At 71.3% G+C, this 26,450-nt stretch carries 28 protein-coding genes and 1 pseudogene; 22 read left to right on the top strand and 7 right to left on the bottom strand.

Annotated elements, in window-relative coordinates:
- Positions 1-94: 94 nt before the first annotated feature.
- The 3 genes from ACIP94_RS33690 to ACIP94_RS33680 all read left to right on the top strand — a co-directional run bounded on the left by ACIP94_RS33690 (position 95) and on the right by ACIP94_RS33680 (position 1,642).
- Positions 95-940 carry a sulfurtransferase gene (locus ACIP94_RS33690; RefSeq protein ID WP_402434311.1) on the top strand — a complete coding sequence of 282 codons (846 nt, stop codon included), beginning with the start codon at positions 95-97 and terminating at the stop codon, positions 938-940.
- A gap of 26 nt (positions 941-966) precedes the next feature.
- Positions 967-1,254 (top strand): DUF1416 domain-containing protein, encoded by a 288-nt coding sequence (locus tag ACIP94_RS33685; RefSeq protein WP_043441578.1) that lies wholly within the window; start codon positions 967-969, stop codon positions 1,252-1,254.
- Between the two features lie 130 nt (positions 1,255-1,384).
- Positions 1,385-1,642: a DUF3099 domain-containing protein gene (locus tag ACIP94_RS33680; protein WP_402434308.1), complete on the top strand. Its 258-nt coding sequence runs from the start codon at positions 1,385-1,387 to the stop codon at positions 1,640-1,642.
- Positions 1,643-1,666: 24 nt separating this feature from the next.
- Here ACIP94_RS33680 and ACIP94_RS33675 read toward each other — a convergent pair whose 3' ends face one another.
- Positions 1,667-2,029 carry a DsrE family protein gene (locus ACIP94_RS33675; protein ID WP_402434305.1) on the bottom strand — a complete coding sequence of 121 codons (363 nt, stop codon included), beginning with the start codon at positions 2,027-2,029 and terminating at the stop codon, positions 1,667-1,669.
- Positions 2,030-2,052: 23 nt separating this feature from the next.
- Complete coding sequence (locus tag ACIP94_RS33670; RefSeq protein ID WP_402434302.1) at positions 2,053-2,427, bottom strand: hypothetical protein; 375 nt, start codon at positions 2,425-2,427, stop codon at positions 2,053-2,055.
- A 181-nt stretch (positions 2,428-2,608) separates the two neighbouring features.
- Here ACIP94_RS33670 and ACIP94_RS33665 point away from each other — a divergent pair, with 181 nt between their 5' ends.
- The 5 genes from ACIP94_RS33665 (at position 2,609) to ACIP94_RS33645 (ending at position 6,150) form a co-directional block, all read left to right on the top strand.
- Positions 2,609-3,451, top strand: a complete 843-nt coding sequence (locus ACIP94_RS33665; RefSeq protein ID WP_402434299.1) for a helix-turn-helix domain-containing protein — start codon at positions 2,609-2,611, stop codon at positions 3,449-3,451.
- A complete protein-coding gene (locus ACIP94_RS33660) occupies positions 3,433-3,705 on the top strand; it encodes a DUF397 domain-containing protein (protein ID WP_402434297.1) in 273 nt (90 codons plus the stop codon). The genes ACIP94_RS33665 and ACIP94_RS33660 overlap by 19 nt, the downstream gene beginning before the upstream one ends.
- Positions 3,706-3,940: 235 nt before the next feature.
- Positions 3,941-4,516: an FABP family protein gene (locus ACIP94_RS33655; RefSeq protein WP_402434294.1), complete on the top strand. Its 576-nt coding sequence runs from the start codon at positions 3,941-3,943 to the stop codon at positions 4,514-4,516.
- 220 nt (positions 4,517-4,736) lie between these two features.
- Positions 4,737-5,174, top strand: coding sequence for a Fur family transcriptional regulator (locus tag ACIP94_RS33650; protein ID WP_402434292.1), 438 nt, complete (start codon positions 4,737-4,739; stop codon positions 5,172-5,174).
- A 10-nt stretch (positions 5,175-5,184) separates the two neighbouring features.
- Positions 5,185-6,150: a YgfZ/GcvT domain-containing protein gene (locus ACIP94_RS33645; protein WP_402434289.1), complete on the top strand. Its 966-nt coding sequence runs from the start codon at positions 5,185-5,187 to the stop codon at positions 6,148-6,150.
- Between the two features lie 21 nt (positions 6,151-6,171).
- On the opposite strand, the gene dtd is transcribed toward ACIP94_RS33645, so the two are convergent.
- The gene (dtd, locus tag ACIP94_RS33640) at positions 6,172-6,597 is read right to left on the bottom strand and encodes a D-aminoacyl-tRNA deacylase (protein ID WP_402434430.1); all 426 of its coding nucleotides are present in this window, start codon (positions 6,595-6,597) and stop codon (positions 6,172-6,174) included.
- Between the two features lie 241 nt (positions 6,598-6,838).
- Between dtd and ACIP94_RS33635 the strand changes: the two genes are divergently transcribed.
- The 5 genes from ACIP94_RS33635 to ACIP94_RS33615 all read left to right on the top strand — a co-directional run bounded on the left by ACIP94_RS33635 (position 6,839) and on the right by ACIP94_RS33615 (position 12,053).
- The gene (locus tag ACIP94_RS33635; RefSeq protein WP_402434287.1) at positions 6,839-7,441 is read left to right on the top strand and encodes an AmfC protein; all 603 of its coding nucleotides are present in this window, start codon (positions 6,839-6,841) and stop codon (positions 7,439-7,441) included.
- A gap of 114 nt (positions 7,442-7,555) precedes the next feature.
- A complete protein-coding gene (locus tag ACIP94_RS33630) occupies positions 7,556-8,554 on the top strand; it encodes an asparaginase (protein ID WP_402434284.1) in 999 nt (332 codons plus the stop codon).
- Between the two features lie 200 nt (positions 8,555-8,754).
- On the top strand, positions 8,755-10,038 hold the full coding sequence (locus ACIP94_RS33625) for a GNAT family N-acetyltransferase (protein WP_402434281.1): 1,284 nt from the start codon (positions 8,755-8,757) through the stop codon (positions 10,036-10,038).
- 384 nt (positions 10,039-10,422) lie between these two features.
- Positions 10,423-11,322 (top strand): winged helix-turn-helix domain-containing protein, encoded by a 900-nt coding sequence (locus ACIP94_RS33620; RefSeq protein WP_402434278.1) that lies wholly within the window; start codon positions 10,423-10,425, stop codon positions 11,320-11,322.
- A 23-nt stretch (positions 11,323-11,345) separates the two neighbouring features.
- A complete protein-coding gene (locus tag ACIP94_RS33615) occupies positions 11,346-12,053 on the top strand; it encodes an HAD family hydrolase (RefSeq protein ID WP_402434275.1) in 708 nt (235 codons plus the stop codon).
- Positions 12,054-12,109: 56 nt separating this feature from the next.
- On the opposite strand, the gene ACIP94_RS33610 is transcribed toward ACIP94_RS33615, so the two are convergent.
- The gene (locus tag ACIP94_RS33610) at positions 12,110-12,298 is read right to left on the bottom strand and encodes a hypothetical protein (RefSeq protein WP_402434273.1); all 189 of its coding nucleotides are present in this window, start codon (positions 12,296-12,298) and stop codon (positions 12,110-12,112) included.
- A 229-nt stretch (positions 12,299-12,527) separates the two neighbouring features.
- On the opposite strand from ACIP94_RS33610, the gene ACIP94_RS33605 reads away from it, so the two are divergent.
- From ACIP94_RS33605 to ACIP94_RS33580, 6 genes and pseudogenes are all read left to right on the top strand, one after another.
- Positions 12,528-13,406 (top strand): GntR family transcriptional regulator, encoded by an 879-nt coding sequence (locus ACIP94_RS33605; protein ID WP_402434270.1) that lies wholly within the window; start codon positions 12,528-12,530, stop codon positions 13,404-13,406.
- Between the two features lie 373 nt (positions 13,407-13,779).
- A complete protein-coding gene (locus ACIP94_RS33600) occupies positions 13,780-15,873 on the top strand; it encodes a phosphotransferase family protein (RefSeq protein WP_402434427.1) in 2,094 nt (697 codons plus the stop codon).
- Positions 15,874-15,949: 76 nt separating this feature from the next.
- Positions 15,950-16,687, top strand: a pseudogene (locus ACIP94_RS33595) (AAA family ATPase); the annotation flags it as partial.
- Between the two features lie 147 nt (positions 16,688-16,834).
- Positions 16,835-17,356, top strand: coding sequence for a helix-turn-helix domain-containing protein (locus ACIP94_RS33590; RefSeq protein ID WP_402434267.1), 522 nt, complete (start codon positions 16,835-16,837; stop codon positions 17,354-17,356).
- A gap of 83 nt (positions 17,357-17,439) precedes the next feature.
- Positions 17,440-18,087 (top strand): hypothetical protein, encoded by a 648-nt coding sequence (locus ACIP94_RS33585; RefSeq protein WP_402434264.1) that lies wholly within the window; start codon positions 17,440-17,442, stop codon positions 18,085-18,087.
- A 150-nt stretch (positions 18,088-18,237) separates the two neighbouring features.
- Entirely contained in the window at positions 18,238-18,573 is a 336-nt protein-coding gene (locus ACIP94_RS33580) for a DUF2516 family protein (RefSeq protein ID WP_267971890.1), read from the top strand.
- 31 nt (positions 18,574-18,604) lie between these two features.
- On the opposite strand, the gene ACIP94_RS33575 is transcribed toward ACIP94_RS33580, so the two are convergent.
- The 3 genes from ACIP94_RS33575 to ACIP94_RS33565 form a co-directional block, all read right to left on the bottom strand.
- Positions 18,605-19,924 carry a PP2C family protein-serine/threonine phosphatase gene (locus ACIP94_RS33575; RefSeq protein ID WP_402434261.1) on the bottom strand — a complete coding sequence of 440 codons (1,320 nt, stop codon included), beginning with the start codon at positions 19,922-19,924 and terminating at the stop codon, positions 18,605-18,607.
- Positions 19,925-20,196: 272 nt separating this feature from the next.
- Positions 20,197-21,303, bottom strand: a complete 1,107-nt coding sequence (locus ACIP94_RS33570) for an NlpC/P60 family protein (RefSeq protein ID WP_402434258.1) — start codon at positions 21,301-21,303, stop codon at positions 20,197-20,199.
- Positions 21,304-21,665: 362 nt separating this feature from the next.
- On the bottom strand, positions 21,666-22,484 hold the full coding sequence (locus tag ACIP94_RS33565) for a class I SAM-dependent methyltransferase (protein WP_402434255.1): 819 nt from the start codon (positions 22,482-22,484) through the stop codon (positions 21,666-21,668).
- Between the two features lie 226 nt (positions 22,485-22,710).
- On the opposite strand from ACIP94_RS33565, the gene mshA reads away from it, so the two are divergent.
- The 3 genes from mshA (at position 22,711) to ACIP94_RS33550 (ending at position 26,405) form a co-directional block, all read left to right on the top strand.
- Positions 22,711-24,051, top strand: a complete 1,341-nt coding sequence (gene mshA / locus ACIP94_RS33560) for a D-inositol-3-phosphate glycosyltransferase (protein ID WP_402434252.1) — start codon at positions 22,711-22,713, stop codon at positions 24,049-24,051.
- A gap of 23 nt (positions 24,052-24,074) precedes the next feature.
- Entirely contained in the window at positions 24,075-24,575 is a 501-nt protein-coding gene (locus ACIP94_RS33555; protein ID WP_402434249.1) for a YbjN domain-containing protein, read from the top strand.
- 150 nt (positions 24,576-24,725) lie between these two features.
- Positions 24,726-26,405: a glycosyl hydrolase family 28-related protein gene (locus tag ACIP94_RS33550; protein WP_402434246.1), complete on the top strand. Its 1,680-nt coding sequence runs from the start codon at positions 24,726-24,728 to the stop codon at positions 26,403-26,405.
- The last annotated feature ends 45 nt before the right edge of the window (positions 26,406-26,450 follow it).

Here is a 26,450-nt window from a genome sequence, read left to right as displayed (position 1 = left end):
GGGCCTCCGTGCGCCGTGTACGCCCCAGCCCGATCGCGTACCCGCGCCCTTCGCACCGCATCACCCGCCGCAACTGCCCCGGAGGAGAAAGCGCATGAGCCGCAGCGACGTCCTGGTCGACGCCGACTGGCTGCAGGAGCACCTGGACGACCCGACCCTCGCCATCGTCGAGGTGGACGAGGACACGTCCGCGTACGACAAGAACCACATCAAGAACGCCATCCGGATCGACTGGACGAAGGACCTCCAGGACCCGGTCCGCCGCGACTTCATCGACCAGGCCGGCTTCGAGAAGCTCCTGTCGGAGAAGGGCATCGCCAACGACCACACGGTGGTCCTCTACGGCGGCAACAACAACTGGTTCGCCTCCTACGCCTACTGGTACTTCAAGCTGTACGGCCACGAGAACGTGAAGCTGCTCGACGGCGGCCGCAAGAAGTGGGAACTGGACGCCCGCGAGCTGGTCGACGGCACCGACGTGCCCGAGCGCCCGGCCACCCAGTACCAGGCCAAGCCGCAGGACACCTCCATCCGCGCCTTCCGCGACGACGTGGTCGCCGCGATCGGTGCGCAGAACCTGGTCGACGTCCGCTCGCCCGACGAGTTCTCCGGCAAGCTGCTCGCCCCGGCCCACCTGCCGCAGGAGCAGTCGCAGCGTCCGGGCCACGTCCCGAGCGCCCGCAACATCCCGTGGTCGAAGAACGCCAACGACGACGGCACGTTCAAGTCGGACGAGGAGCTGAAGGCGCTCTACACCGAGGAGAACGTCGACCTCGCCAAGGACACCATCGCCTACTGCCGCATCGGTGAGCGCTCCGCGCTGACCTGGTTCGTCCTGCACGAGCTCCTCGGCGTCCAGAACGTCAAGAACTACGACGGCTCCTGGACCGAGTACGGCTCCCTCGTCGGCGTCCCGATCGAGCTGGGCGCCGCCAAGTAATCCCGGACCTACCCGAAGGAAGAACCATGTGTGGAGCGAAGGCCGGCGGCCCCGACGCCTCGACGATCAAGCCCGGTGAGACCACGATCCAGGGCCAGGTGACCCGCGACGGCGAGCCCGTCGTCGGCTACGTGCGCCTGCTGGACTCGACCGGCGAGTTCACCGCCGAGGTCCCGACCTCGGCGACCGGACAGTTCCGCTTCTACGCGGCCGAGGGCACCTGGACCCTGCGCGCCCTGGTGCCGGGCGCCACCGCGGACCGTACGGTCGTCGCCCAGAAGGGCGGCCTCGCGGAGGTCGCGATCGCCGTCTGACGGGCACACTCCACGACGGTCCGAGGGACCGTGTGTGACGGCTGAAGGGCCGCATCCCCCGGGGGTTGGACGCTTGCCGGCAGGGGTGCGGCCCTTCGGCATGTCCGGGCTCCGGGCATAGCCTGGAGGTATGTACGCACGCAGGCGTCATCTCTACTTCGCCATGATGGGGACTTGCATCGGGCTGTTCGTCCTGGCGTGGGGAGTCGTGCGGCTCTGGTCCGTCCCCGTGGCGGTGGGGATGTGCGTGGTCGCCATGGTGATCCCGCCGCTGGCCGCGATCGTGGCGAACCGCCGCGGCCCCGACGACCGCTGGTGGGACGACCCGTCCGGGGACCCGAAGTCCGACGAGTGGTGGGACGAACTGGACGGGAAGAAACGGCACTAGGCTTCGGCCCGGTGCGCCCGCGTCTCAGTACACGAGTGCCTGTGTGTCGTCCGCAAGCGACTCCTGTACGAACACCTGTGCGCCCGCGATCCGTACGCCGTCGATGACGTCCTTCTCCGTGATGTCGCGGCGGGCCGCGCACTGCGTGCACAGGGTGATCCGCCCGGCCGCCATGATCGACTCGATCAGATCCGGCAGCGGCGCTGCGTGCGGCAGCTCGAACTCGGCGGCCCGGCCCGGCAGCGCGAACCAGGACGACTCCCCGGTCAGCCAGAGCGAGACATCCACGCCGCTGGCCACGGCCACGGCCGCCACGGTGAACGCCTGCGAGCACCGCTCCGGGGCGTCCGCCCCGGCCGTCACCTTGATCACGAGCTTCTTCGCCATGCCCGCAGCCTAGTCCGGCGGGGTCATGCGCGGTGCTCCTTGTTGTGGTGGCGGCGCAGCAGAACGTTGGCGTCCGTCTCCGCGCTGGCGTCGTGCTCCGCCCGCGCGGCCTCCCGCAGCCCGTCCAGCTCCGTGCACATCGCACAGCCACGGACCGGAAGCGGCGGGCGGCTCGTGTCGCCGGCCGTCCGGGCGCGCTCGTTCGCCGCCGTCACTCCGGCACTGAGCCGCTCCCGGGCCGTCGCCGGGCGGAGCGCGGCCGGGTCGGCCTGCCATTCCCGGCCCCCGCCGACCGGGCGCAGCATCGCGTACGGCCCCGACCGGTCCTGGTACGCGCCGACCTTGCCCGTCGCCGGGTCGTAGAGAAGCGCTCCGCGCTCGGGGGACTCCGCCGTCATGGGTGCCGTTCCTTTCCCGACAACGCCTGCGCGCCGCGTGACCATTGAACTACGCTGCGTGTTCCGCACCGTATGAGCATGGCCGCCGAGCAGGGCCGGAATGCCGTGGACGGGATCTCCTTCGCCGCCGCCCGGCGCTCCTTCCACACCTTCCACGGCCGTCTTCCGTGAAAGGAGCGCGATGCCGCCGCGAAGGGTGATCACGGGACGCAGTCAGGAGCCGAGGAAGCGGTTCGCGGAGGAGCTCCGGTTACTGCGCACCGAACGGGGCGAGAGCCTGCGGAAGCTCGGCGAGGTGCTGGGCTGGGACTGGTCCCTGTTCGGAAAGATGGAGAGCGGCCAGACCCTGGGCAGCCCCGAGGTGGTCCAGGCGCTGGACCAGCACTACGGGACCCCCGGGCTGCTGCTGGCGCTGTGGGAACTGGCGGTGGGGGATCCGACGCAGTTCAAGGAGCAGTATCGGCGGTACATGATGCTGGAGGCCGAGGCGGTGAGCCTGTGGCACTTCGGGGTCAGCATTCTGCCTGGCCTGCTCCAGACAGACGGGTACGCGCGTGAGGTGCTAGCGCTGGGCGGCGCCAAGGGCAAGGAGTTGGACCAGCAGGTCGAAGCCCGTACATGGCGGCGGAAGCTGCTGGAGGGGGACGAGGCGCCGCCGTTCCGTGCCGTCCTCGCCGAGGCGGTGCTGCGCACCCCGCTGCGTGACGTGGCGGCCTGGCGGGAGCAGTTGGAGTACCTGCTGGAAGTGTCCGACCACTCCAACGTCACGCTTCAGGTGCTGCCGCAGGAGGCCGGACTGCACGCCCTCGTCGGCACAGCTGTCATGTTCCTGCGCCTGCTGGACGGCAAGACCGTGGCATACACGGAGAACGCCCACCGTGGTGAACTGGTGGAAGAAAACAGCGCAGTTGAACTGCTGCAACGTGCGTACGATGCGATGCGTGACCTGGCTCTGAACCCGGCCGAGTCGCGGAAGTTCATCCTGCGGATGTTGGAGGAAGTGCCGTGCGAGCCATCGACCTGAGCACCGCGACATGGCGTAAGAGCAGTTACAGCAATCCGGACGGCGGCGAGTGTGTCGAGGTCTCTGACGACTTCCTGAGCGCCGCGACATGGCGCAAAAGCAGTCACAGCAACTCGGATGGCGGCAACTGCGTAGAGGTCGCCCAGAACCTCCCCTCCGTCGTCCCCGTCCGCGACAGCAAGGACCCCTCCCGGGGCGCCCTCGTCTTCACGGCCGCCGCATGGTCCCGGTTCATCGACGACGTCAAGCGCTGACCCGGGCAGGCGCCACCCTCATCGAGAACCCGGGGTTCCCGCCACGTAAGCTGGGAGCCGGCTCTTGTGTACCCACCCTCGCTCACCAAGGAGCACCCCGTGGAGATCTTCTTCGAAACCCTGCTGGTCCTGGTCTGCGTCGGCGTCCTCGCCTTCGCCGGGCTGGCCGTGAAGAAGCTGTACCAGGGCCAGCGCTGACCTCCGCACTCCCGACGCACACGACGAAAAGCTGCTCATGATCGAGATCCCGTCCGACCTCCACAAGGACCTCGTCCCGCTCGCCTTCCTGCTCGGCAACTGGGCGGGCGCGGGCGTGCACGACTTCCCCGGCTCCGAGAAGTGCAACTTCGGCCAGGAGGTCTCCTTCACCCACGACGGCCGGGACTTCCTGGAGTACCACTCCCACACCTGGGTGCTGGACGGCGAGGGGAACAAGGTCAGGCCGCTGGAGTCCGAGTCCGGCTTCTGGCGGATCGACAAGGACCGCAAGGTCGAGGTCACCATGGTCCGCAACGACGGGGTCGTCGAGGTCTGGTACGGCGAGCTGGCCGAGAAGAAGCCGCAGGTCGACATCGCGACGGACGCCGTCGCCCGGACGGCGGCCTCGGGTCCGTACACCGGCGGCAAGCGGCTCTACGGGTACGTCAACAGCGACCTGATGTGGGTCGGCGAGAAGCAGACCCCCGAGGTCCCGCTGCGCCCCTACATGTCGGCCCACCTGAAGAAGGTCGTCACCCCGGAGGACGTCGAGCGCTGGGCCAAGGCCCTCCCGGACGACCTCCCGGACGACGGCATCGCCTTCTTCAAGTAGGTGGGGTTCACCCGTTCCGGACGACGGTGCAGACGCAGTCGGATTCGCGCCGGGGCACCGCGAGGAACTGGGTGAAGCCGCGCCCGCCGGGATGGGCAGGTTCCGCAGCCCGCCGGTATTCCCCTCCGGTCGGCTGCACGCCGTCCCGGCGTCGTGTCCGAGGGCGGCGAGTCCCGTTCGGCGGCCCGTGATACGGGACGCCGGTCCTACACTGGGTGCTGTGGTGAGCACCGACTGGAAGAGCGATCTGCGGCAGCGCGGCTACCGGCTGACCCCGCAGCGGCAACTCGTGCTCGAAGCCGTGGACACCCTGGAGCACGCGACCCCCGACGACATCCTCGTGGAAGTGAGGAAGACCGCGTCGGGGGTCAACATTTCCACCGTGTACCGCACGCTGGAGCTTCTGGAGGAGCTGGGGCTGGTCAGCCACGCCCACCTGGGGCACGGCGCGCCGACGTACCACCTCGCGGACCGGCACCACCACATCCACCTGGTCTGCCGCGACTGCACGAACGTGATCGAGGCCGATCTCGACATCGCCGCCGATTTCACCGCGAAGCTGCGTGAGACGTTCGGTTTCGACACGGACATGAAGCATTTCGCGATCTTCGGCCGGTGCGAGGACTGTTCTCTGAAGAGTTCAAATACCACGTCGTAGGCTTGGCTCCATGAAGAGTCCCCTGCTGTCCCTGCCCGGCGCTGTCCCCGCCGAGGGCGTGGACGAAGGCGTCGCCGCCCACTACGGCGACCTGTTCCGCGAGCAGCGTGCCCTTGCCGACGGCTCCGGATTCGTGGACCTCTCGCACCGCGGTGTCCTCACCGTCAGTGGCGAGGACCGGCTGAGCTGGCTGCATCTGCTGCTCACCCAGCACGTCAGCGAACTGCCTCCGCACCAGGCCACCGAGGCCCTCATCCTGTCCGCGCACGGGCACATCGAGCACGCGCTGTACCTGGTCGACGACGGCGAGACGGTCTGGGCCCATGTGGAGCCCGGCACCCAGGACGCGCTGATCGCATACCTGGAGTCGATGAAGTTCTTCTACCGCGTCGAAGTCGCCGACCGCACGGACGACTTCGCGGTCGTGCACCTGCCCGCCGGTTCGATCGCGGAGGCCCCCGAGGGCGTACTGGTCCGCGAGACGCCGTACGGCCGCGATCTCTTCCTGCCGCGCGGCGACCTGGAGTCCTACGCCGAGGTGAACGGCCCCGCGGCCGGCCTGCTGGCGTACGAGGCGCTGCGCGTGGAGCAGCACCGGCCCCGCCTCGGCTTCGAGACCGACCACCGCACCATCCCGCACGAGCTGGGCTGGATCGGGACGGCCGTGCACCTCCAGAAGGGCTGCTACCGCGGTCAGGAGACGGTCGCGCGCGTCCAGAATCTGGGCAAGCCACCGCGCCGCCTGGTCTTTCTGCACCTCGACGGCAGCGAGGTGCATCTGCCGCCGCCCGGCACCGAGCTGCGGCTCGCGGACGAAGGCCCGGAGGGCCGCAAGATCGGGTTCGTGACGACGTCGGTACGCCACCACGAACTGGGCCCCATCGCCCTCGCCCTGGTCAAGCGGAACATCCCGGTCGACGCCCGCCTCGTGGCGGACTCGACGGCGGCGGCGCAGGAGGTCGTCGTAGAGCCGTAGGGCTTGTACGCGCCTGGGGCCTCAGATCTCCAGGAGCACGGTGAACGGGCCGTCGTTCGTCAGCGACACGCGCATCCGCGCGCCGAACCGGCCCGTCGCCACCGTCGCGCCCAGCGCACGCAACCGGGCGACCACCTCCTCGACGAGGGGTTCGGCGACATCGCCCGGGGCGGCCGCGTTCCAGGTGGGGCGGCGGCCCTTGCGGGCGTCGCCGTAGAGCGTGAACTGGCTGATCACCAGCAGCGGCGCATCGATGTCGGAGCAGGACTTCTCGTCGTGCAGCATGCGGATCGACCACAGCTTGCGGGCGAGCTGGGCCGCCTTCTCCTTGGTGTCCTCGTGGGTGACCCCGACGAGCACGCACAGCCCCTCGCCGTCGATCTCGCCGACCGTCTCGCCGTCCACGACGACGCTCGCGCCGTCCACTCTCTGCACCACCGCACGCATGGGGCCCATGATGCCGTGCGGCGCGAAGGGCCTGGCGGGCACCCCGGAGAGCGTTCCGGGACCGGTCGGTGAAAACCGACCGGTGATCTCTTATGAGGGCATTCTTATTACCCCTTAACGCCTCCATCCGGGGCAGATCGGTGGCACTCGGTCACGCGGCGGCCGCACGGGGTGGCACGATGCGTGTGTCGCGGCCCATCCGTGGGGGGTGCCGCGCCGGTCGAGGGGACGGTAGAGGTACATGAGCACATCGAGTACCGGGCAACCGCCCGGGATTGCGGCGCCCGCCCTGTCGGGAGTCCTGGGACAGCACCGGCCGCCCGTGCAGCGCACGGACAGCCTCCTGGCCGCCGATCCGCCCGGGCCTGACCTGTCCACGCTGCGGCTGAGCGAGTTGCGCGCGCTGCGCCGTGACGCCCAGCGGGACGAGGCCGATCTCAGCTACGTACGACGGCTGCTCCAGGGCCGTATCGACATCCTGCGGGCGGAGCTGGCCCGGCGCGGCGGCCGGGCGGCCCCCGAGGGTGTCATGGAGCGGCTCGCGGAGATCCTGAGGGACGCGCCCGCCCGCCAGCGTTCCTCCGCCCGCCATGTGACGCTCGGCACACCGCACGGGGAGGAGTACCGGCGGCTGGCGTCCCGGATGCTCGGCGAGGTCGAGCTGTCGGACCTCCAGGCGCGCACGGACGAGGAGTTGGGCGCGGGGATGATCCGGCTCGTGGGCTACGAGCGGCAGGTCTCCCGGCGGCGGCAGCACCTGCAGCGCACGGCGGATGACTGCAGTGCCGAAATCGCGCGCAGGTACCGTGAAGGGGAAGCGCAAGTAGACGACCTGCTCATGTGACGCGAGGGCCCTGGTGAACCCGGGGCCCCGAGTGTGCACGGAGGGCTCGCCCGGGCCGGAGAACCTCCTGGCCGGGCGTCGCCGGGCGGGTCCCCGTCCCGGAGGCCACCGCCCATGTCGACGTCCGCCCAGCCCACCGTGTCCGCCCAGCCCACCGTGTCCGCTCCGGCTCCCGTGCCCCCGGTGCTCGCCGAGGTGGTGCGCTCCGGGTTCGTCGAGGGGCGGCACCGCGGGAGCCTGGTGCTGCTGGCCGCGGACGGTTCCGTGGAGTTCGCGCTCGGGGACGTGACCGCACCGGTCTTCCCCCGGTCGTCCAACAAGCCGATGCAGGCGGCCGCGGTGCTGCGTGCGGGCCTGGAGCTGACCGGGGAGCGGCTGGCGATCGCCGCCGCGAGCCACTCGGGCGAGGCGTTCCACCGGGACCTGGTGCGGCGGATGCTGGCGGAGCACGACCTGACCGACGAGCGGCTCCAGTGCCCGCCCGACCTGCCGCTGGACCCGGCGGAGGCGGAAGCGTATCTGGCGTCGGGCGCCGTGCGGGAGCGGATCACCATGAACTGCTCCGGCAAGCACACGGCGATGCTGGCCGCGTGCGCGCTGCGGGGCTGGCCGCTGGACTCCTATCTCGACCTCGCGCACCCGTTGCAGCAGCTGATCCACTCGGTGGTGGAGGAGGCGGCCGGCGAGCAGGTGGCGGCGGTCGGTACGGACGGCTGTGGGGCCCCGCTCATGGCGATCAGCCTGGTCGGCCTGGCCCGTGCCTTCCGCTTCTTCGTCCTCGCGGCACCGGGCACGGCGGAGCGCCGGGTGGCGGACGCGATGCGGGCGCACCCGGAGTACGTGGCCGGCACCCGCAGGCCCGACACCTGGCTGATGCGCGAGATCCCCGGCGCCCTGTCGAAGATGGGCGCGGAGGCGGTCCAGGCGATGGCCCTGCCCGACGGCCGGGCCCTCGCCTTCAAGGTGGACGACGGCGGCACCCGGACTCTGGGCCCGATCCTCGCCCGCGCCCTGACCCTGATGGGCGTCGAGGCCCCGGTGGTGACCCGCATCGGCCGGGCCCCGCTGCTGGGCGGGGGCCGGGAGGTCGGCGGGATACACGCTGCCTTCTAGTGCCCCGGCAGGCGACGGGGCGGACGTTGCCTGCCGGGGCACCAGCCGCCGGCCGGACGTCTGGGCCGGCTGTTGTCTTCCGGCTGCGGGCCGGGCCCCGGCCGTAGCTCCTACCCGGCCGTCGCTCTTACCCGGCCGTCGCCCCCCGGACCACCGCATATTCGGACGACACCCGGGCCGCCGCCCCCTAGCGTGTCCGCATGAGTCGCCCTGAGGACATCGACGTACGCGCCATCACCGAGCCCGAGACCAAGGAGTGGAGCCGCGCCCTGACCGCCGGCTTCCTTCGTCCCCCGGGGCTCTCCGACCACGACGTCGCTGACCTGGCCACGCACCTCATCCCGTCGCGCACCCTCGGTGCCTTCGACCACGGCGCCCCGCGCTCCCCGGGCGCGGAGCCCCCCGTCGTGGCCACCTTCCGCTCCTTTCCCCAGGAGCTGACCGCGGTCGGCGGCGCCCGGGTCCCGGCGGACGCGATCACCAACGTCTCCGTCACGGCCACCCACCGCCGCCGTGGCCTCCTGAGCCGGATGATGGCCCTCGACCTCGCCGCCGCGAAGGAGCGCGGTGACGTCGTCGCCACGCTCATCGCCGCCGAGTACCCGATCTACGGCCGCTTCGGCTTCGGTCCGGCCACCCACACCGCCCAGTGGGCTGTCGAGGTCCACCGCACCGGCCTCGACCGCCACCGCCCGGTGCCGGACGACGGCGGCCGCATCGACCTCGTCGACGGTGCCACGGTGCGGGAGCTGGGTCCCGCGCTGCACGAACGCCTCCGCGGCGGCCAGGCCGGCGCCATCGACCGCTCCGAGCGCTGGTGGCAGGTCGCCACGGGCGCGATCCGGATGGACGCCCGGCCCTGGACCGAGCCGTTCCACGCCGTGTACCGCGGGCCCTCCGGCGCGGTGGCGGGCCTGGTCACCTATGTGTGCGAGAACCGCTGGGGCGACGACAAGAAGCCCGGTGGCGAGGTCACCGTCAAGGGCCTGATCGCCACGGAACCGGCCGCCGAGCGCGCCCTGTGGCACTACCTCTGCTCGATCGACTGGGTCACGACGGTACGGTCGGGCCACCGCGCCCCGGACGACCTGCTGCCCCATCTCCTGCCCGATCCCCGTGCGGCCCGTCTCGTCACCCACTCCGACTGGCTGTGGGTGCGGATCCTGGACGTCGTACGGGCCCTGGAGGCACGGACGTACGACACCGCGGGCACGCTCGTCCTGGAGGTCGTGGACAAGGCGGGGCCGGCCGCGGGCCGCTACCGGTTGGAGGCCGGGCCGGACGGCGCGCAGTGCACGCCGACCGACGAGGAGCCCCAGCTGACTCTGCCGGTGGGGGAGTTGGCCACCTTGTGGCTGGGTGACGAGTCCGCGGTGCGGCTCGCGGCGCTCGGGAGACTGAGCGAACAGCGGCAGGGCGCCGCCTCCGTGGCCGACGCCCTGCTGCGTACGTCCAGGCGGCCGTGGTGCCCGGACATCTTCTGAGCCGTCTCAGGCTCGCTCGCGGAGGATGCTCCTTCCGTGCGGATCGTGGCTGCCGTGCTGTGCATCCGTAGCTGTTCAGTTGTGGTGAGGACGGTTCTCGTGGTGCGGGCCGGCCGGGCTCCCGGCTCCCCTCCGGAAGGGAGCCCGGTCGGCCGGACTGCCGGAGCCTGAACCCCCGGTCAGCCGGCCTGGGCGGGCGACGTCATGAGGTCACGATGACCAACCTTTCCAAAATCTGACCACGTCGCATAAGAACGCTCAAACTTGCTCAACTTCCATCGAAGTTGGCGACCAACTTCAACTGACTTATCTCCGCCTGGAGTCGTCTCATAACCACCTTCCGGTGAACTGCCCAAAGATGGCGCGAAGTTGTAGCGTTGGGCCGTGGAGGCGGAACAGGCTGCCGCCCATGGGCGGACGAGGTCACAACGGCCACAGAAGTCCCACCACGACGTGGCCGACGAACTGCGCAGCCGGATCAGGTCCGGGGTGCTGCGGCCGGGGCAGCGCATGCCCACCCAGGCCAAGCTGGCGGACGAGTTCGGCGTGGAGCGGGGTGCCGTACGCCAGGCGCTGCGCATCCTCCAGTCCGAGCATCTGCTCACCGATGTCTCCAAGGGAAGCCCGGCGACCGTGGCGCGGCACGCGGGCGGGGCACCGGCCGGGCCCGAGGCCCCGCCCAGGCCCACGACGGTGGCGCTCGCCCAGCGGGTGTCCGCCGCGTTCGCCGCACCGCACGTGGTGATCGACGCCCTGTGCCTGACCGCGGTATCGCTGACGCTGGCGCTGAGCGAGCCGTTGCGCGAGATTCACGCGGGACGCATAAAACCGGCCAGAGTCGATGTGCGCGTCCTGCTGCCGAGCGGCCGGATCGACCTGGCGTTCCCCACCCCGGTGGAGGGCCCGGACGACGACCGGCTGCACCGGCGCTGGCTGGCACAGCGCAACGCGCAGGGCCACGTCCTGCGGCACAATCTGCTGACGCTGCGGAGCACGCACGGCATCGACGTGCGTGTCTCCTTCCGAGCACTGCCCTTCACCCCGCCCGTGAAGCTCTATCTGCTCAACGGGTCGGAGGCGCTGTTCGCCTACTACACGCTGACGCGCCGCGGCGAGGAGTTCGACCAGGAACATCTGGACGTGTACGACGCCGAGGGCACGCGGTCGATGCTGTTCCGCTTCGCGCAGGGCGCGACCCTGCGGGACACCACGTTCGTGGAACAGTCGCATCTGTGGTTCGACGCCCTCTGGGAAACCATCACCACGGACCTGACACTTTCCTAGTGACCTCTGATACGACGCGGACCATGTCGGTGACAGCGGAGACCGAGAAACTGCGTGAACTGGTCGAGGACGCACGCTTCGTGCTCTTTGACTTCGACGGCCCGATCTGCCGTCTGTTCGCGCGCCACCCGGCGGCGGAGGTCGCACGGGCGATGAGGGAGTGGCTGCACGGGCAGGGGCTGCGCCTGCCGGCGGCCGAGGAGCAGCGCGAGCAGCCCGACCCCCAGGCGGTGCTGCGCACGGTCCACCGCCGGCACCCGGGGAGCGATCTTGTCGCCGAGCTGGAGGAGGTGCTCACCCAGCACGAGCTGAGGGCCGTCCCCAGCGCGATGCCCACTCCGTACGCCGATCCCCTCATCCGTACCTGGACCGCGCGCGGCGCACGGCTCGCGATCACCACCAACAACTCGGCCCGTACGGTCTCCCTGTATCTGGCCGGGCGGGGACTCGCCGGCTGCTTCGCCCCGCACATCTACGGCCGTACGCACGAACTCCACCGGATGAAGCCGGACCCGTACCCCCTGAACCGGGCCCGGCGGGCGATGGGGGCGGCCTCCGGGAACACCGTGATGATCGGTGACGCCCCGTCCGACCTCCATGCGGCCCGGCGGGCCGGGGTGCCGTTCCTCGGCTACGCCCACAACGAGGACAAGGAGAAGATCCTGCGCGAGGCGGGCGCCGAGGTGGTCGTGCGCTCGCTGGAGGCGGTGCTGTGGATCCTGCGGAGGTGAGTCCGGGCACGACCGCTGGTGCGGGGTGAGCCCGGTGCTGTGCGGGGCAGGGCGCCTCACAGGGCCGGCTGGGTGAACAGCACGGCGAGGATGAACGCTCCGAGGGAGCTGCACAGGTGGCTCTTCGTCTTGATTCCCACGGTGAGCAGCAGCAGCCCGACGATGCCCGTCGGGCCGTAGCGCCATTGGACGAACTGTTCGAAGCCGGCGGCGAGGACGGCGGAGAGAAGGGCTGAGGCGGGCATGGCGGCACCTCTTTCCGAGGGGGCGGACCGGCGCGGTCCCCGTGGCGTTCGGGCACGAGGAATCAGCCGTCTGCGGGGGTGAGGACCTACGGGTGGTGCGCGAGAGGAAGCAAACCTTCCGCCAACTCTGCCAAGTTGGCTGCCAACTCCCTGGGAGTTATTCCCAGTTGGTCGTCGGTAATAAACAGGTTCTAAACAACTCCCCATAGATGGACAGAGGTTGTAGCGTTTGGTCGTGACCCAGGAGAACGTCGCAGTGAACGGCAGCAGAAGGTCCTCGCCCCAGGAGATCGCCGACGCGCTGCGCGCCCGCATCCGCGCCGGCGATCTGAAGGCCGGCGACCGGTTGCCCACCCAGGCCGAACTGGCCGGGGAGTTCGGGGTGGAGCGAGGCGCGGTCCGCCAGGCCCTGCGTGCCCTGCATGAGGACGGCCTGCTCAGCAACGTCAGCAAGGGCAGCCCGCCCCGGGTCGCCGAGCCCCCGCCGGCCGGGGACGAGCCGCAGCCGACGATGGTCGCACTGGCGCCGAGGCTCACGGAGGCGTTCGCGGCCCCGCATGTCCGTATCGACGCGGCCTGCCTGACCGCGGAGACGCTGATGCTGGCCCTCGGCGAGCCGGTCCGGCAGATCCACGAGGGCCGTCTGCGCCCCCGGTCGATCGATGTGCGGATCCTTCTGCCCTCCCGGGAGATCAACCTCGCGTTCCCGGTCTCCGTCACGAACCCCGGAGACGAGGATCCGGTCCACCGGCGCTGGCTCGAGCAGCGCAACGCCCAGGGGCACGTCCTGCGCCACAATCTCCAGACCCTGCGCACGTCGCACAACATCGACGTCCGGGTGACCTTCCGCGCGCTGCCCTTCACCCCGCCGGTGAAGCTCTACCTCCTCAACGGGACCGAGGCCCTGATCGCGTACTACATGCTCACCAAGCGGCAGGAGGAGGTGGAGAGCCGGACCCTGGAGATGTACGACACCCTGGGCGCCACGTCGCTCCTCTTCTCCTTCGAACGCCGCACGGGCACCCGGGACGCCGCGTTCGTGGAGCAGTCCCAGAAGTGGTTCGACGCCCTCTGGGAAACCATCACCACGGACCTGACGCTCTCCTAGCGACCTTTGATACGGCACAGGCTGATTTCGACTCCCGCTGGACGCTCTGGGCTTAGGAGACCCGACCTGCGCGCCGGCCCTTCCGGGCCCGCGCGGGGCGTGGGCCTTCCGGGTGCCGCGGGTGCTCGGATCCCGCCGGGAGTGCCGGGTCCGCCCCTCGGGGGCGGTCCCGATGCCCTAAGGTGTGCCCACCTCGTTCGCGGCGCATGAACATCGAGAGCGTCGCACAGTCATGCAGGAGTCACCGTTGGGCGGTCCGTCAGTGCCTGACCACCCCGCTCCACAGCGGTCGGCGGAGGACGCGTACGGAAGTTTTCTGCGCTACGCGCGGGCGCTCGGCTCCTTCGACCGCGGCCATCACCACCTGAACTACATGGTGAGGCCGCTGACCGAGCGGGACTCCGCTCTGGTGGCGGCCGACGACGGGGCGGCGGTCACGGTGCGGCAGCGGATCCCGACCGCGCTGCCCGTGGTCATCAGGACCTGGCAGAACGAGTCGGAGATCCTCGACAGGATCCGGGGCGTTCTGCCGCACGTTCCGCGCTGCCTGGCCGAGCACCGGGACCTCGTCGTCCTCAGCTATGTCGAGGGCGTCCCCCTCTCGAGCATCTGCCCCGACGGCACACCGCTGGACCCCGGCGTCATCACCGCCCTGGCGGGCCTGCTCGCGGACATGACCCAGGTGCGACGACGGCATCTGCCGCCGCTGCCCGTGTCCTGGCCTCGGTCCGGCCGGGACGGCAGGGCCTTTCTGCGGGCCCTCGCCCTGGCGGCGGAGGAGCAGATCAGAGCGCGCAACCGGGCCCGGTTCGGCGGTCTGTTCGCGATGCTGGGCATTCCCGATGACGCCATGGTCCGCTTCGCGGAACGGGTGCCCGCCCTCATCAACCGCCCCTTCAGCCTCCTGCACACCGATCTGCACCGGGACAACGTCATCGTGTCCTTCCACGGTGATCCGCCGCTGATCTGCGTCGACTGGGAGCTGGCGACCTACGGCGACCCCCTCCACGACCTCGCCAACCACCTCGTGCGCATGCGGTACCCGAGCCATCAGTGGGACCAGGTCGTGGAAGTCTGGCGCACCGTCATGGGGGAGCGGCGCAGCAAGGCCGTCCACGGACTCGACCGGGACCTGAAGCACTATCTGGCCTTCGAACGCGCCCAGTCCGTGTATCCGGACGTGATGCGCGCGGCCGACTCGCTCGGCGACTCCTTCGACCAGCGGGACCTGGACGCCGCCACGCAGGCGGTGCACCGGGCGCTGGTGGCGGCGGAGGAGCCCCTGTGCCTGAAGAACCTGCCGGACGAACGGGAGATCGAACGCATCCTCTTCCGGTGGAACGAGTCCCACGGGGTCCGGCCCAGCCGGGAGCGCACCAGGTTCCAGATCGTCTGGGAGCGCGACCGACGGGTTCCCGTCCGTCCGGACTTCCCCCTCTGGGCGGTCGGCCGCGCGCTGTTCGAGGAAGGGGCCGCGTCGGCGGACCGGGTGTTCAAGGGCACGGCCCACCTCAACACGGCCGTGCGGGTGGCGGGGGTCGGCTTCCCGGTCATGGTGCGCCGGAAGGCGGGATCGTCGAGCCCCCGCGAGCGGCGCTTTCTCAACGAGCACGTGGTGCTGGGCGCGATCGAACAGACCGGCGTACGGGTGTGCGCGCCGCGGGTGCTGGCGCTGGGCACCAGCGGACTGTGCGAGCCGTTCACCATCCACACCTACGAGGGCCCGGCGGGCGGGATCCGGCCGCCCGCCCACCCCGAGTACGGACTGCTGCCGCACGAGGCCGACGACCTCGTCGACCAGCTCGCCGAACTGACGGCCGTGTCCTGCGAGCGGGTCGACCCCATATTCAGGGACGTGGACTTCTACTCCTGGCTGCGGGCCGAGCTGGTCCACATGGTCGGCGAGCTGCCCAAGGGCACCAGGGACCTGGCCCGGGAACTGGGACTCCCGGACAGCGTCCGGCTGGACGAGATCCTCACCCGCCACATCCTCGCCCCGCGCCGGTCGGTGCTTCTGCACGGCGACCTCAACCCGTGGAACCTCGTACGCCGCGCGGACGGCGGTCTCACGCTCATCGACTGGGAGATGGCCATGATCGGGGATCCGCTGTACGACCTGGTACGCCATATGCATCTGACGCCCACCCGCCCGGACATCCGCCGGCGGCTGCTGAAGCGCTGGTCGCTGCGGCTGCCGGACGACTGCACCAAGGGCTGGCAGGAGGACTGGCGGGTGTACCGGTGGATCGAGATCATCCGCTCCGCGTATGTGGACCTCGACCGCCTGGTGACGGGCGACAGCCTGGAGGCCCCGAACGTACGCCGGGCGGTGGACACCTACGCGATGACGCTGGTGGAGGCCACGGCCGCGCTGGGCCTGCCGGACAGGTCCACGCTCAATCCCTACCTCGTCCGCGCGTTGCCGCACGGGGGTCACCGGGCGGCGCCGATGACGGCGGAGATCTGACCCACGCCGGCCGGGCGTTCCCGGTGCCCCGGACGTCCCCCGCGCTCCCGCCCCGCGCGGCAGCGCCTAGGCTCGGCCGCGCTCCCACCGCTCGGCGCGCTGGTCGGCCGCCGACCTCGTCCTTCTGGACGAGGTCGCGGGACTCATCGAGCACCCGGAGGGGTACGGGCATGTGGTCGTCGACGAGGCGCAGGACCTGTCGCCGATGGAGTGCCGGGCGATCGCCCGGAGGGTCGTCTTCGGATCGCTGACGGTGCTCGGGGACCTCGCCCAGGGGACGACCCCGTGGGCCGCGCGCGAGTGGCCCGGACTCCTTGCTCATCTGGGCCGGCCCGAGACCGCCGTGGTCCCGCTGACGACGGGATTCCGGGTGCCGGCGGCGGTCGTGGGGCTGGCCAACCGGCTGCTGGAGCGGCTGGACGTACGGGTGCCGGCGGCGCGGTCCCTGCGCCGGGACGGCGAGTTGCGGGTCAGCCGGGCGGCGGAGCTGACGGCCGGGGTCGTCGAGGCGGTGCGGGGCGCCCTCGCGCACGAGGGGTCCATCGGGGTCATCTCGGCCGGGGCGGATGTCGCCCGGGTCCGGCAGGCACTGGAGGCCGCGGGTGTGGCGACCGCCGGCCCCGACCGGCTGGGCGCACGGGTCACGGTCCTGGCGGCCGGCGTGGCCAAGGGCCTGGAGTACGACCACGTCGTCACCGTGGAACCCGCCGCGATCGCGGAAGCGGAGCCGCGCGGGCTGCACCACCTTTACGTCGTACTGACCCGTGCGGTCTCCCGCCTCGATGTGATCCACACCCGCCCACTGCCCTGGTGAGCCGACGGGGCCGGGTGGCCTCACGTCCGGTGGCCTCACGTGGTCCGGTGGCCCCACTGGGCCCCACGGGGCCGCGTCGCGCGGCGCGGCACACTCTTGCAAGCGGTGTGCTTGCAATTGTTAGCGCGAGTAGGGCACAGTGGAGACATGGCATCGCTCAACGTCGGCAACCTCGGTGAGTATCTGCGCGAACAGCGGCGCAACGCGCAGCTGTCGCTCAGGCAGCTCGCCGAAGCCGCCGGGGTGTCCAATCCGTATCTGAGCCAGATCGAGCGCGGGCTGCGCAAGCCGAGCGCGGAGGTGCTGCAGCAGGTCGCCAAGGCGCTGCGGATCTCCGCCGAGACGCTGTACGTGCGGGCCGGAATCCTCGACGCCGAGCGGGAGAGGGAGGAGTGCCGACGGGAAGGTGCGACGCGCGCCGTCATCCTCGCCGATCCCACGCTCACCGAGCGGCAGAAGCAGGTGCTGCTCCAGATCTACGAGTCCTTCCGCAAGGAGAACGGAGTCGGGATCGCCCAGGCGGGCACGGCGGACGAGAACGACCGGGTGGCCCCGAAGGCTCCGGACACGGACGACGCCCAGGACACCGACACCCCCGGCCCCCGCACGGCCGACGACAGCGATGCCGGTCCGCGGCGCGACACCCGCCGACCGGGCCGGCCGGCATGACCGGGCCGGCCGGGCCGACCCGGACGCGACCGGCGGACCACCCAAAACCCTCAGTCGAAAGCCGAACCGGGAGGACCGTTCCCATGGCCATCACCGACGACCTGCGCAAGACCCTCAGCGACCCCACCCCGCTTTACTTCGCCGCCGGCACCGCCGACCTGGCCATCCAGCAGGCCAGGAAGGTCCCCGGCCTGGTCGAGCAGCTGCGCTCCGAGGCCCCTGCCCGCATCGAGGCGGTGCGCAACACCGATCCGAAGGCGGTCCAGGAGCGGGCCGCGGCCCGCGCCAAGGAGGCCGGCGCCCGGGTGAGGGTGACGCAGGAGACCATCCAGGCGCGGGTCGGCGAGTTCCTGAACTCGCTCGACTCGGACCTCAAGAAGTTCGGCAGCACCCTCGACGCCGATCTGAAGAAGCTCGGCGAGACCGCCCAGGACATCGCGCTGCGCGGGGTCGGCGTCGCCGCCGAGTACGCGGTCAAGGCCCGCGAGACCTACGAGAAGGTCGCCGAGCACGGCGAGCAGGCCGTGAAGACCTGGCGCGGCGAGGCCGCCGAGGAGATCGAGGACCTCGCCGTCGCCGTCGAGGGCAAGCCGGAGCCCGTCGAGGTCAAGGACGAGCAGAAGCCGGCCGAGGCCAAGGCCGAGCCCGGCGACGACAAGAAGACCGCGCCGAAGAAGACGGCGCCGGTCCGCAAGCCGGTGGCGAAGAAGACCACCCCGCCGGCCAAGTAAGCGCGGTATGACCGGCCCCGCGTACGGCGGGACACCGGTGACGGGCCGGGCACTTCGCTGGTGCCCGGCCCGTTGTACGGATACACGGCGGCCGGACACGGGTACGGTGGCCGTACAGAGGACTCGACCCGGGTGGTGGGCATTGTGCTGATGACGGCATTCGGCGGCTTCTTGTCGCTGCTCTATCTCGCCATGCTGGTGCTCGCCGTGGTGGCACTGGCGATGGCCGCGCTGTACCGCGACGACGCGTATCGCGCCGCCGACAAGCAGAACAAGGGCTTCTGGCTGATCATCCTCGGTATCGCGGTCGCCGTGAACCTGCTGGTGCCGATGCTCTTCCTCCAGCTCGCCGGCCTGGTCGCCACGATCGTGTTCTTCGTGGACGTGCGGCCCGCGCTCAGGCAGGTCTCGGGCGGCGGCTGGGGCCGTCGCCGCCGCGGAAGCAGCAGCGACGGACCCTACGGCCCGTACAACGGCGGGCGGTGACCCGTCCCGCCCGCACCCGGGATGACGGCGCTTACGGCACGCGGTCGAGCAGGACGACCGCCACGTCGTCCGTCAGCTCTCCGCCGTTGAGATCGCGGACCTCGCTGACCGTCGCGCGCAGCAGCGCCTCACCGGTCAGGCCCTCGGCCAGCCGGCGACGGACCAGTTCCACCATGCCGTCCTGGCCGAGGCGCTCCCCGTCCTCGCCGACGCGCCCCTCGATGAGACCGTCCGTGTAGAGCATCAGGCTCCAGGCGGGGCCCAGCTCGACCTGCATCCGCGGCCAGCGGGCGTGCGGCAGCAGGCCGAGCGCGGGGCCGTTGTTGTCGTACGGCAGCAGCTCGGCCCTCGGCGTCCCGCCGGGAACGTGGGGCAGGCTCGGGCGCGCGATCAGCGGCGCCGGATGGCCGGCCAGGCACAGCCCGGCGCGGCGGCCGTCGGGCGTGATGTCCACCGTGCACAGCGTCGCGAAGATCTCGTCGTTGTCCCGCTCGTGCTCCAGGACCTGCTGAAGCGTGGACAGCAGCTCGTCGCCGCACAGGCCCGCCAGCGTCAGCGCACGCCAGGCGATGCGCAGCTCCACCCCGAGCGCGGCCTCGTCCGGGCCGTGCCCGCAGACGTCGCCGATCATCGCGTGCACCGTGCCGTCCGGCGTACGCACCGTGTCGTAGAAGTCACCGCCGAGCAGCGCGCGCGAGCGGCCGGGGCGGTAGCGCGCCGCGAAGCGCAGCGAGGAGCCGTCCAGCAGGGGCGTGGGCAGCAGACCGCGCTCCAGGCGGGCGTTCTCCTGCGCCCGCAGCCTGGACTCGGTCAGCCGCCGCTCGGCCGTGTCGGACCGCTTGCGTTCGACGGCGTAGCGGATCGCGCGGCTCAGCAGGCGCCCGTCGAGCTCGTCGCGGAACAGATAGTCCTGGGCGCCGACGCGCACGGCCTCGGCGCCGCGCTCCGCGTCACCGGACGCGGTCAGGGCCAGAACGGCATGGCGGGGCGCGAGCTGGAGGACGTGCCGCAGCACGGCCAGCTCGTCGTCCTCCTGGGCGGCCCGGCCGGGAGCGGGCAGCGCGAGGTCCAGCAGGATGCAGTGGACGTCGTCCGTGAGCAGCCGCTCGGCCTCGGTGAGGTTGCGGGCGGTGCGCAGCCGTATGGGGCGGCCCGCCGAGTCGAGCATCTCGGGCACGATCGGCGCGCCGGTCGGATCGTCCTCGATCACCAGCAGGGTGAGCGTGTCGGGCACGGCCTTGATGCGGGTGGCCGGCCCCGGTGCGGTCTGGGTCCCGGGCGGGGACACCGCTTGAGCCTGACCACTCTCCACGGCCGGGATCGCTCTCTGCCGCGGTACGGGTACGGGCATCGTCTTGGGTTCCTTCCCTCCCCCCGAGGGCACGGGCGGGGCGAGGGACCTCGACCCACCGACCGGGACCATAGCGGTAGCCGAGGCTGCAACGGAATGCCCGGCGGCGTGGCGCTGGGCAACGGGCCGCCGTCATATGCCGCATCCCCTACCGCAGTTGGACACGGGTGTCGGCGCCCGGGATGACGAAAGTCACGTCGGGTGCGGGTTTGGGGCGGAGGGTGGCGTGCTCCGTGTCACGTGGGACCCGTCACGTGGGACGGGCCGGCCCCTCAGGTCGCGTCCGGGCGCACCACTCCCAGGATCGGCATCGAGCCCGCGCCCGCGACCGTCACCGTGCGTCCCGGGCGCGGAGCGTGGATGATCGCGCCGTTGCCGACGTACATCGCCACATGGCTGGCGTCCTGGAAGTAGATGATGAGGTCGCCGGGGCGCATGTCCTTGATGTCGACGTGCCTGAGCCGCTTCCACTGCTCCTGCGAGGTGCGCGGGATGGGGGTGCCGGCCGCCGCCCAGGCCTGGGACGTCAGCCCCGAGCAGTCGTAGGACTTGGGGCCCTCGGCGCCCCATACGTAGGGTTTGCCGAGCTGGTCGGTCGCGAACCGCACCGCCGTGCGGCCCTCCACGGAGGCCTTGCTGCCGAGGTCCTTGAGTATGCCGGTGTCGAGCCAGGCGGTCTGCGCCTGGTTGGCGGCCTGTTCCTCCAGCTTCCGCAGCCGCTCCTGCTCCTGCTTCCTCAGCCGGGACCGGAGCTTCTCGGCGGTGGCGATCTCCTTCTCGATCCTCTTCTTGGCCTCGGCCTTGGCCTTGCGGTTGGCGTCGAGTCGCTTCCACTGGTCGGCGGCGTCACGCGCGTACTGCCTCAAGTCCTCCTGGGTGCGCGTCATCTCGGCGAGCAGTCCCTCGGTCGCGTGTTCGCCCTGGCGGACTGTGCCCGCGTCATCGAGGAACTTCTGCGGGTCGTTGCTCAGCCAGAGCCGGACCTCGGGCGGCAGCCCGCCGCCGCGGTACTGGGCGCGGGCGGCGGCACCCGCCCGGTCCTTCAACTCGGCCAGCTTCTCCCGGCCCTTGACGATCTCCCGGGCCAGATCGGCGATCCGCGCCGACTGCTGCTTGGTCTGCTCCTCGGCCGCGTTGTACGCGTCCGTGGCGACCGCGGCGTCGTGGTACAGCCTGTCCAGCTTCTTGCGGACCGCTTCGAGGTCCGTGCCGGCCGCGATGGTCGACCCGCCGGCCGCCGGGGCCGTCCCGCCGGGCGGAGGGGGTGTCGGGGCCGGCCTGCCCGGGCTCGCATGCGCGGCGCCCGGTGCGCCCAGCACGGTGACCGTGCAGACCAGAGCGATGGCCGCCGTGGTCAGGGCCCGCTTCCCGGATCCCATACTTCGCCCCCAAATCTGGTTTACCGTCAGTAACTTGCGACGTCTGGGGATCGTGCCATGTCGGCGGCCAAAGCGACAGAGGCGGGACTTATCCCCACAAAAAACTCCCTCGCCTGCCGCACCTGGTACGACGATCTCCCTACCCCTCGGCCGCTCTCGCACGGCCGTCTTTCCTGCCTTGCCGGTCGCCCGCGTACGGCGGTCTCCCGCCCCTTCGGTCACTCCCGGCACAGTGGTCTCCCCGCCCCCACGGTCACCCCGGCACAGTGATCTCCCTGCCCCTCACTCACCCTCGTACGGCCATCTCGCGCGAATGTGACGAAGAACGCGGGAAGATCGTTCCCCGCAGGTCAGGAGGGGTTTCAGGCGCGTGGCGCCAGGGCTTGCCAGGCGACCGTGACCTCGCCCTGGCGCCAGCGCGCCGGGCCGTCGGTCACCGGCCAGTCCGCCGTCAGCCGGCGGACCGTGCGTATCCAGCGCTGGCGTGCGCCGTAGGACGCGAAGGGCGCGGCGGCAGCCCAGGCGCGGTCGAAGTCACGCAGGAAGGCGTGCACGGGCTCGCCCGGGACATTGCGGTGGATCAGTGCCTTCGGCAGCCGCTCGGCCAGATCGGACGGGCGGTCCAGGGAGCCGAGGCGGGTGGCGAAGGTGACCGTGCGCGGCCCCTCCGGGCCGAGGGCGACCCACACATGGCGGCGGCCTATCTCGTCGCATGTGCCCTCGACGAGCAGCCCGCCGCGGGAGCCCGTCACCGGGTCGGCGGGGGACAGGCGGGCGCACAGCCGCTCCCAGACGGCGGCGACCTCCCCCTCCTCGTACTGCCGCAGGACGTTGGCGGCGCGGATGAGGCAGGGGCGGCCGGGCACCGGCACCTCGAAGCCGCCGTGCCGGAAGGCCAGGCCCTCCCGGGCGTACGGCCGCGCGGCGGCGACCCGGGCGGGCTCGATCTCCACCCCGACCACCCGGGTGCGGGGCGCGGCGGTGCGCAGGCGGTGCAGCAGCTCGACGGCGGTCCAGGGGGCTGCCCCGTATCCCAGGTCGACGGCCACGGGGTCCGCCGTGCGGCGCAGCTCGGCGCCGTGGGCGGCGGCGATCCAGCGGTCCATCCGGCGCAGCCGGTTCGGATTGGTGGTCCCGCGCGTCACCGTACCCACGGGGCGGGACGCGGCGCGGGTTGACATGCGTACGAGAGTAAGCGGCGGCACGGGAACGGCGGGCGGCCTGTGGACAACGCCGCTCCGCCGCCGTGGGGCCCGACCTCGCCGTCGAACGGTTGATCGGAAATACGCAATGATTCGGTAAAGCCATCCGTCGGGGAAATGGAGCGCCCCGCCCTGGCGTTCGCACCGTTGCGTGGGTGTGCGGGCCCCCGCACAAGGCATGCACGCAACAAGGGAGGAACGCGACGTGAGCCAGTACGTCAGCAGGCTCGGGCGTCGCTCCCCGGCGGCTTCCCCCCGGCTCCGGCTGCCGCACCGCAGGCCCCGCCGCATCGCCATGCTCTCCGTGCACACCTCGCCCCTCCACCAGCCCGGCACGGGCGACGCCGGGGGCATGAACGTCTACATCGTGGAGCTGGCCCAGCGCCTGGCCGCGATCAACATCGAGGTCGAGATCTTCACCCGGGCCACCACGGCCGCCCTCCCGCCGGCCGTCGAGCTGGCGCCCGGCGTCCTCGTCCGGCATGTCGACGCCGGACCCTACGAGGGGCTCGCCAAGGAGGACCTGCCCGCCCAGCTCTGTGCCTTCACCCACGGTGTGATGCAGGCCTGGGCCGGTCACCGCCCCGGCTACTACGACCTCGTGCACTCCCACTACTGGCTCTCCGGCCATGTCGGCTGGCTGGCCGCCCAGCGCTGGGGCGCCCCGCTGGTGCACGCCATGCACACCATGGCCAAGGTCAAGAACGCCTCCCTCGCCGAGGGCGACACCCCCGAGCCCGCCGCCCGTGTGATCGGCGAGACCCAGATCGTGGCCGCCGCCGACCGGCTCATCGCCAACACCGCCGAGGAGGCCGCCGAACTCGTACGGCACTACGCGGCCGACCCCGGCAAGGTCGCCGTCGTCCACCCGGGCGTCAATCTGGATCGCTTCCGCCCCGCCGACGGCCGTGCCGCCGCCCGCGCCCGGCTCGGGCTTCCGCAGGACGCGCTGATCCCCCTCTTCGCGGGCCGCATACAGCCCCTCAAGGCGCCCGACGTCCTGCTGCGCGCCGTCGCCGTCCTCCTCGACGAACGCCCCGAGCTGCGCTCCCGTATCGTCGTGCCGATCGTGGGCGGCCCCAGCGGCAGCGGACTCGCCAAGCCGGAGGGGCTCCAGAAGCTCGCCGCCCGGCTCGGCATAGTCGACGTCGTGCGTTTCCGGCCGCCCGTCGGGCAGGAGCAGCTCGCCGACTGGTTCCGCGCGGCCTCCGTCCTGGTCATGCCGTCGTACAGCGAGTCCTTCGGGCTGGTCGCCATCGAGGCACAGGCGGCCGGTACGCCGGTGCTGGCGGCCGCGGTCGGCGGTCTGCCCGTCGCCGTCCGGGACGGGCAGACCGGGTTCCTGGTCCAGGGGCACGACCCCGCCGCCTACGCGCGCGTCCTGCGCGACTTCGCCGACAACCCGCGGCTGTGCGCCCGTATGGGCGAGGCCGCGGCGCGGCACGCCGAGTCGTTCGGCTGGGAGACGGCGGCCTCGGCGACGGCCGGGGTGTACACGGAGGCCATGGGGGCCCACCGGCGCCGGGTGCGCGCGCACCACGGCTGACGCCCGTCGCGTACGCTGCCCGCATGGCTGAGGAACAGCGGGCGGCGCAGGTCATCGAAGGGGTCCTCAAGGACGCCGAACTGGAGTGGGAGAGCCCGCAGTCGGGCTCGTACGTCGTGAAGCTCCCCGGGACGCGCAAGCTGTCGACGACCGTCTCACTGATCGTCGGCAGACACTCCCTGTCGCTCAACGCCTTCGTGATCCGCCACCCCGACGAGAACGAGTCCGCGGTCCACCGCTGGCTGCTGGAGCGCAACCTCAGGCTCTACGGCGTGAGTTACGCCGTCGACCCGCTCGGCGACATCTATCTGACGGGCAGACTGCCGCTGGCCGCGGTCACGCCCGAGGAGGTGGACCGGCTGCTCGGCTCGGTCCTGGAGGCGGCGGACGGCAGCTTCAACACCCTTCTGGAGTTGGGGTTCGCCACCGCGATCCGCAAGGAGTACGCCTGGCGGGTGGCGCGCGGGGAGTCGACGCGCAATCTGGACGCGTTCAGCCATCTGACTGGGCGCTCCGAGGACTGACCGCCTGGACCGGACCAACCAATCGCTGCACGACTCTTTCTCGGTCAGCGGGTCCGTGGCATGCTCACTGCTGACGCACATCTGAACTTCGTTCACATCCATGGAAATTCACTCTCTGAGGCCTTGAAATCCTTGGAAGGCGGTTCGGACATGGGCAGGGGCATGAGGCACGCGGACATCAGCAGACGGAGCCTGCTCGGCGGCGCCATCGCCGTGGCGGCCGTCGCCGTGACCGGAACCACGGCGACGGCCGCCGCACCCGCCCCGCCGAAGGGCGAAGTCCCCGCGCTCTGGCGCGAGTTCGCGCGCACCCCCTTCACCCACCCGCAGATCCCGTACGTCGGCCGGGCCGGCTACCGCCGCGGGGCTGCGCGCTTCCCCCGCCGCCCCGTGGTGGCCGACGTGAGCGCGTACGGGGCCGTGGCGGACGGCACGACCGACTGCGCCCCCGCGATCAACCGTGCCATCGCCGCTGCCGGCAGGGCCGGCGGTGGCACGGTCCTCATCCCGCCCGGCACGTTCCGCATCGACGGCCTGATCCGCATCGGGTACGACAACGTCGTTCTGCGGGGCGCGGGCAGCGGCCGTACGACGCTGTACGCGACGAAGAACCTCACCGAGCTGATCGGCGTCTACGGCTCCCGGTACGGCGGAGACAAGTCGTCCTGGTCCTGGGCCGGCGGCCTCGTCTGGCTGGCGCCGGCGGCTCGTTGGGACTCCCTGGTCACGGCCATCCAGGCAAAGGCCTGGCCCTTCGAGGGCTGGACCGGCAACAAGCGCGACGAGTGGAAGACGCTGACCACGGTGTCCCCGGCCCGGCAGGGCTCCTGGACGGTGACCGTCGCCGACGCCCGGCGGCTGAGGCCGGGCCGGCTCGTCCTGCTCCGCCTCGCGGACGACTCCGGGCACACCCTCCTGGAGCACATGTCCGGCGGCGGCCCCGGTCCGCAGGCGTACTACTGGGACGACAAGACCAAGCTGACGTCGTACGTCCCCTATGAGTGGCCCGTACGCATCGCGCGCGTGGCGGGCCGGAAGGTCACGTTCGAGCGGCCGCTGCCGCTCGATGTGCGCCCGGAGTGGGACCCGCGTCTGACGACGCACGTACGGGCGCTGAGCGGCGCCGGAGTGGAGGGACTGACCCTCCAGGCGGTCGAGACCCCGCAGTCCCCGCATCTGCTCGACAAGGGCTACAACGGGGTCGTGTTCCAGTGTGCGTACGACTGCTGGGCGGACGATGTCGTCGTACGGCATGTGGACAACGGCTTCGGCCTGGTCGCCGCCTCCTCCTGCACCCTGCGCCGCACCCGCGTGGCGGGCCGGGGCTCGCACCACCCGTACTTCTGCCGGGAGGGCTCGCACGACAACCTGATCGAGGACTTCACCATCGAGCAGCGCACGGTCCCGGCACCGCCGAACACCCAACTGCACGGCATCAACGTGGAGGGCCTGTCCTCGTACAACGTCTGGTCGCGCGGCGAGATGCAGATGGGCACGTTCGACTCGCACCGCGGACTGCCGTTCGCCGACGTCCGTACGGACATCACGGTGAACAACAACGGCCGCCACGGCGGGGACGCCTCCGCCGGACCCCTGTTCGGCGCCCGCTTCACCCACTGGAACATCCGGGTCACCAACGGCCGCGCCGGCCTGATGAGGCTCGACGGACTGGCCCCCTGGTCGGCGACCGTCGGCCTGAACGAGGTCACGGAGTTCGACCAGATCGACGTGCCCGACTTCACGGGTGATCTGCACTCCCGGCTGGAGCTGTACGGCACGACGGACGTGGTCCGGCCGCGGAACCTGTACGAGGCCCAGCGGGAGCTGTAGGCCCTCACTCCCGCGGCGGGCTCAAGCGGTCGATCAGCGGGGCGA

The sequence above is a fragment of the Streptomyces sp. NPDC093261 genome (assembly GCF_044753645.1).
Classification (GTDB): domain Bacteria; phylum Actinomycetota; class Actinomycetes; order Streptomycetales; family Streptomycetaceae; genus Streptomyces.
This window is presented reverse-complemented; position numbering and strand designations above follow the sequence as displayed.

Bases quoted from the DNA above. Each gene is read 5' to 3' on its own strand.
- ACIP94_RS33630 (WP_402434284.1), top strand. From the start codon at position 7,556: ATGTCGACGTCCGCCCAGCCCACCGTGTCCGCCCAGCCCACCGTGTCC.
- dtd (WP_402434430.1), bottom strand. From the start codon at position 6,597: ATGCGTGCGGTGGTGCAGAGAGTGGACGGCGCGAGCGTCGTCGTGGAC.
- ACIP94_RS33615 (WP_402434275.1), top strand. From the start codon at position 11,346: ATGTCGGTGACAGCGGAGACCGAGAAACTGCGTGAACTGGTCGAGGAC.
- ACIP94_RS33600 (WP_402434427.1), top strand. From the start codon at position 13,780: ATGGTGAGGCCGCTGACCGAGCGGGACTCCGCTCTGGTGGCGGCCGAC.
- ACIP94_RS33570 (WP_402434258.1), bottom strand. From the start codon at position 21,303: ATGGGATCCGGGAAGCGGGCCCTGACCACGGCGGCCATCGCTCTGGTC.
- ACIP94_RS33550 (WP_402434246.1), top strand. From the start codon at position 24,726: ATGGGCAGGGGCATGAGGCACGCGGACATCAGCAGACGGAGCCTGCTC.
- ACIP94_RS33665 (WP_402434299.1), top strand. From the start codon at position 2,609: ATGCCGCCGCGAAGGGTGATCACGGGACGCAGTCAGGAGCCGAGGAAG.
- ACIP94_RS33585 (WP_402434264.1), top strand. From the start codon at position 17,440: ATGGCCATCACCGACGACCTGCGCAAGACCCTCAGCGACCCCACCCCG.
- ACIP94_RS33590 (WP_402434267.1), top strand. From the start codon at position 16,835: ATGGCATCGCTCAACGTCGGCAACCTCGGTGAGTATCTGCGCGAACAG.
- ACIP94_RS33635 (WP_402434287.1), top strand. From the start codon at position 6,839: ATGAGCACATCGAGTACCGGGCAACCGCCCGGGATTGCGGCGCCCGCC.
- ACIP94_RS33580 (WP_267971890.1), top strand. From the start codon at position 18,238: ATGACGGCATTCGGCGGCTTCTTGTCGCTGCTCTATCTCGCCATGCTG.
- ACIP94_RS33685 (WP_043441578.1), top strand. From the start codon at position 967: ATGTGTGGAGCGAAGGCCGGCGGCCCCGACGCCTCGACGATCAAGCCC.
- ACIP94_RS33610 (WP_402434273.1), bottom strand. From the start codon at position 12,298: ATGCCCGCCTCAGCCCTTCTCTCCGCCGTCCTCGCCGCCGGCTTCGAA.
- ACIP94_RS33575 (WP_402434261.1), bottom strand. From the start codon at position 19,924: ATGCCCGTACCCGTACCGCGGCAGAGAGCGATCCCGGCCGTGGAGAGT.
- ACIP94_RS33690 (WP_402434311.1), top strand. From the start codon at position 95: ATGAGCCGCAGCGACGTCCTGGTCGACGCCGACTGGCTGCAGGAGCAC.
- ACIP94_RS33645 (WP_402434289.1), top strand. From the start codon at position 5,185: ATGAAGAGTCCCCTGCTGTCCCTGCCCGGCGCTGTCCCCGCCGAGGGC.
- ACIP94_RS33625 (WP_402434281.1), top strand. From the start codon at position 8,755: ATGAGTCGCCCTGAGGACATCGACGTACGCGCCATCACCGAGCCCGAG.
- ACIP94_RS33675 (WP_402434305.1), bottom strand. From the start codon at position 2,029: ATGGCGAAGAAGCTCGTGATCAAGGTGACGGCCGGGGCGGACGCCCCG.
- ACIP94_RS33670 (WP_402434302.1), bottom strand. From the start codon at position 2,427: ATGACGGCGGAGTCCCCCGAGCGCGGAGCGCTTCTCTACGACCCGGCG.
- ACIP94_RS33565 (WP_402434255.1), bottom strand. From the start codon at position 22,484: ATGTCAACCCGCGCCGCGTCCCGCCCCGTGGGTACGGTGACGCGCGGG.
- ACIP94_RS33655 (WP_402434294.1), top strand. From the start codon at position 3,941: ATGATCGAGATCCCGTCCGACCTCCACAAGGACCTCGTCCCGCTCGCC.
- ACIP94_RS33555 (WP_402434249.1), top strand. From the start codon at position 24,075: ATGGCTGAGGAACAGCGGGCGGCGCAGGTCATCGAAGGGGTCCTCAAG.
- ACIP94_RS33680 (WP_402434308.1), top strand. From the start codon at position 1,385: ATGTACGCACGCAGGCGTCATCTCTACTTCGCCATGATGGGGACTTGC.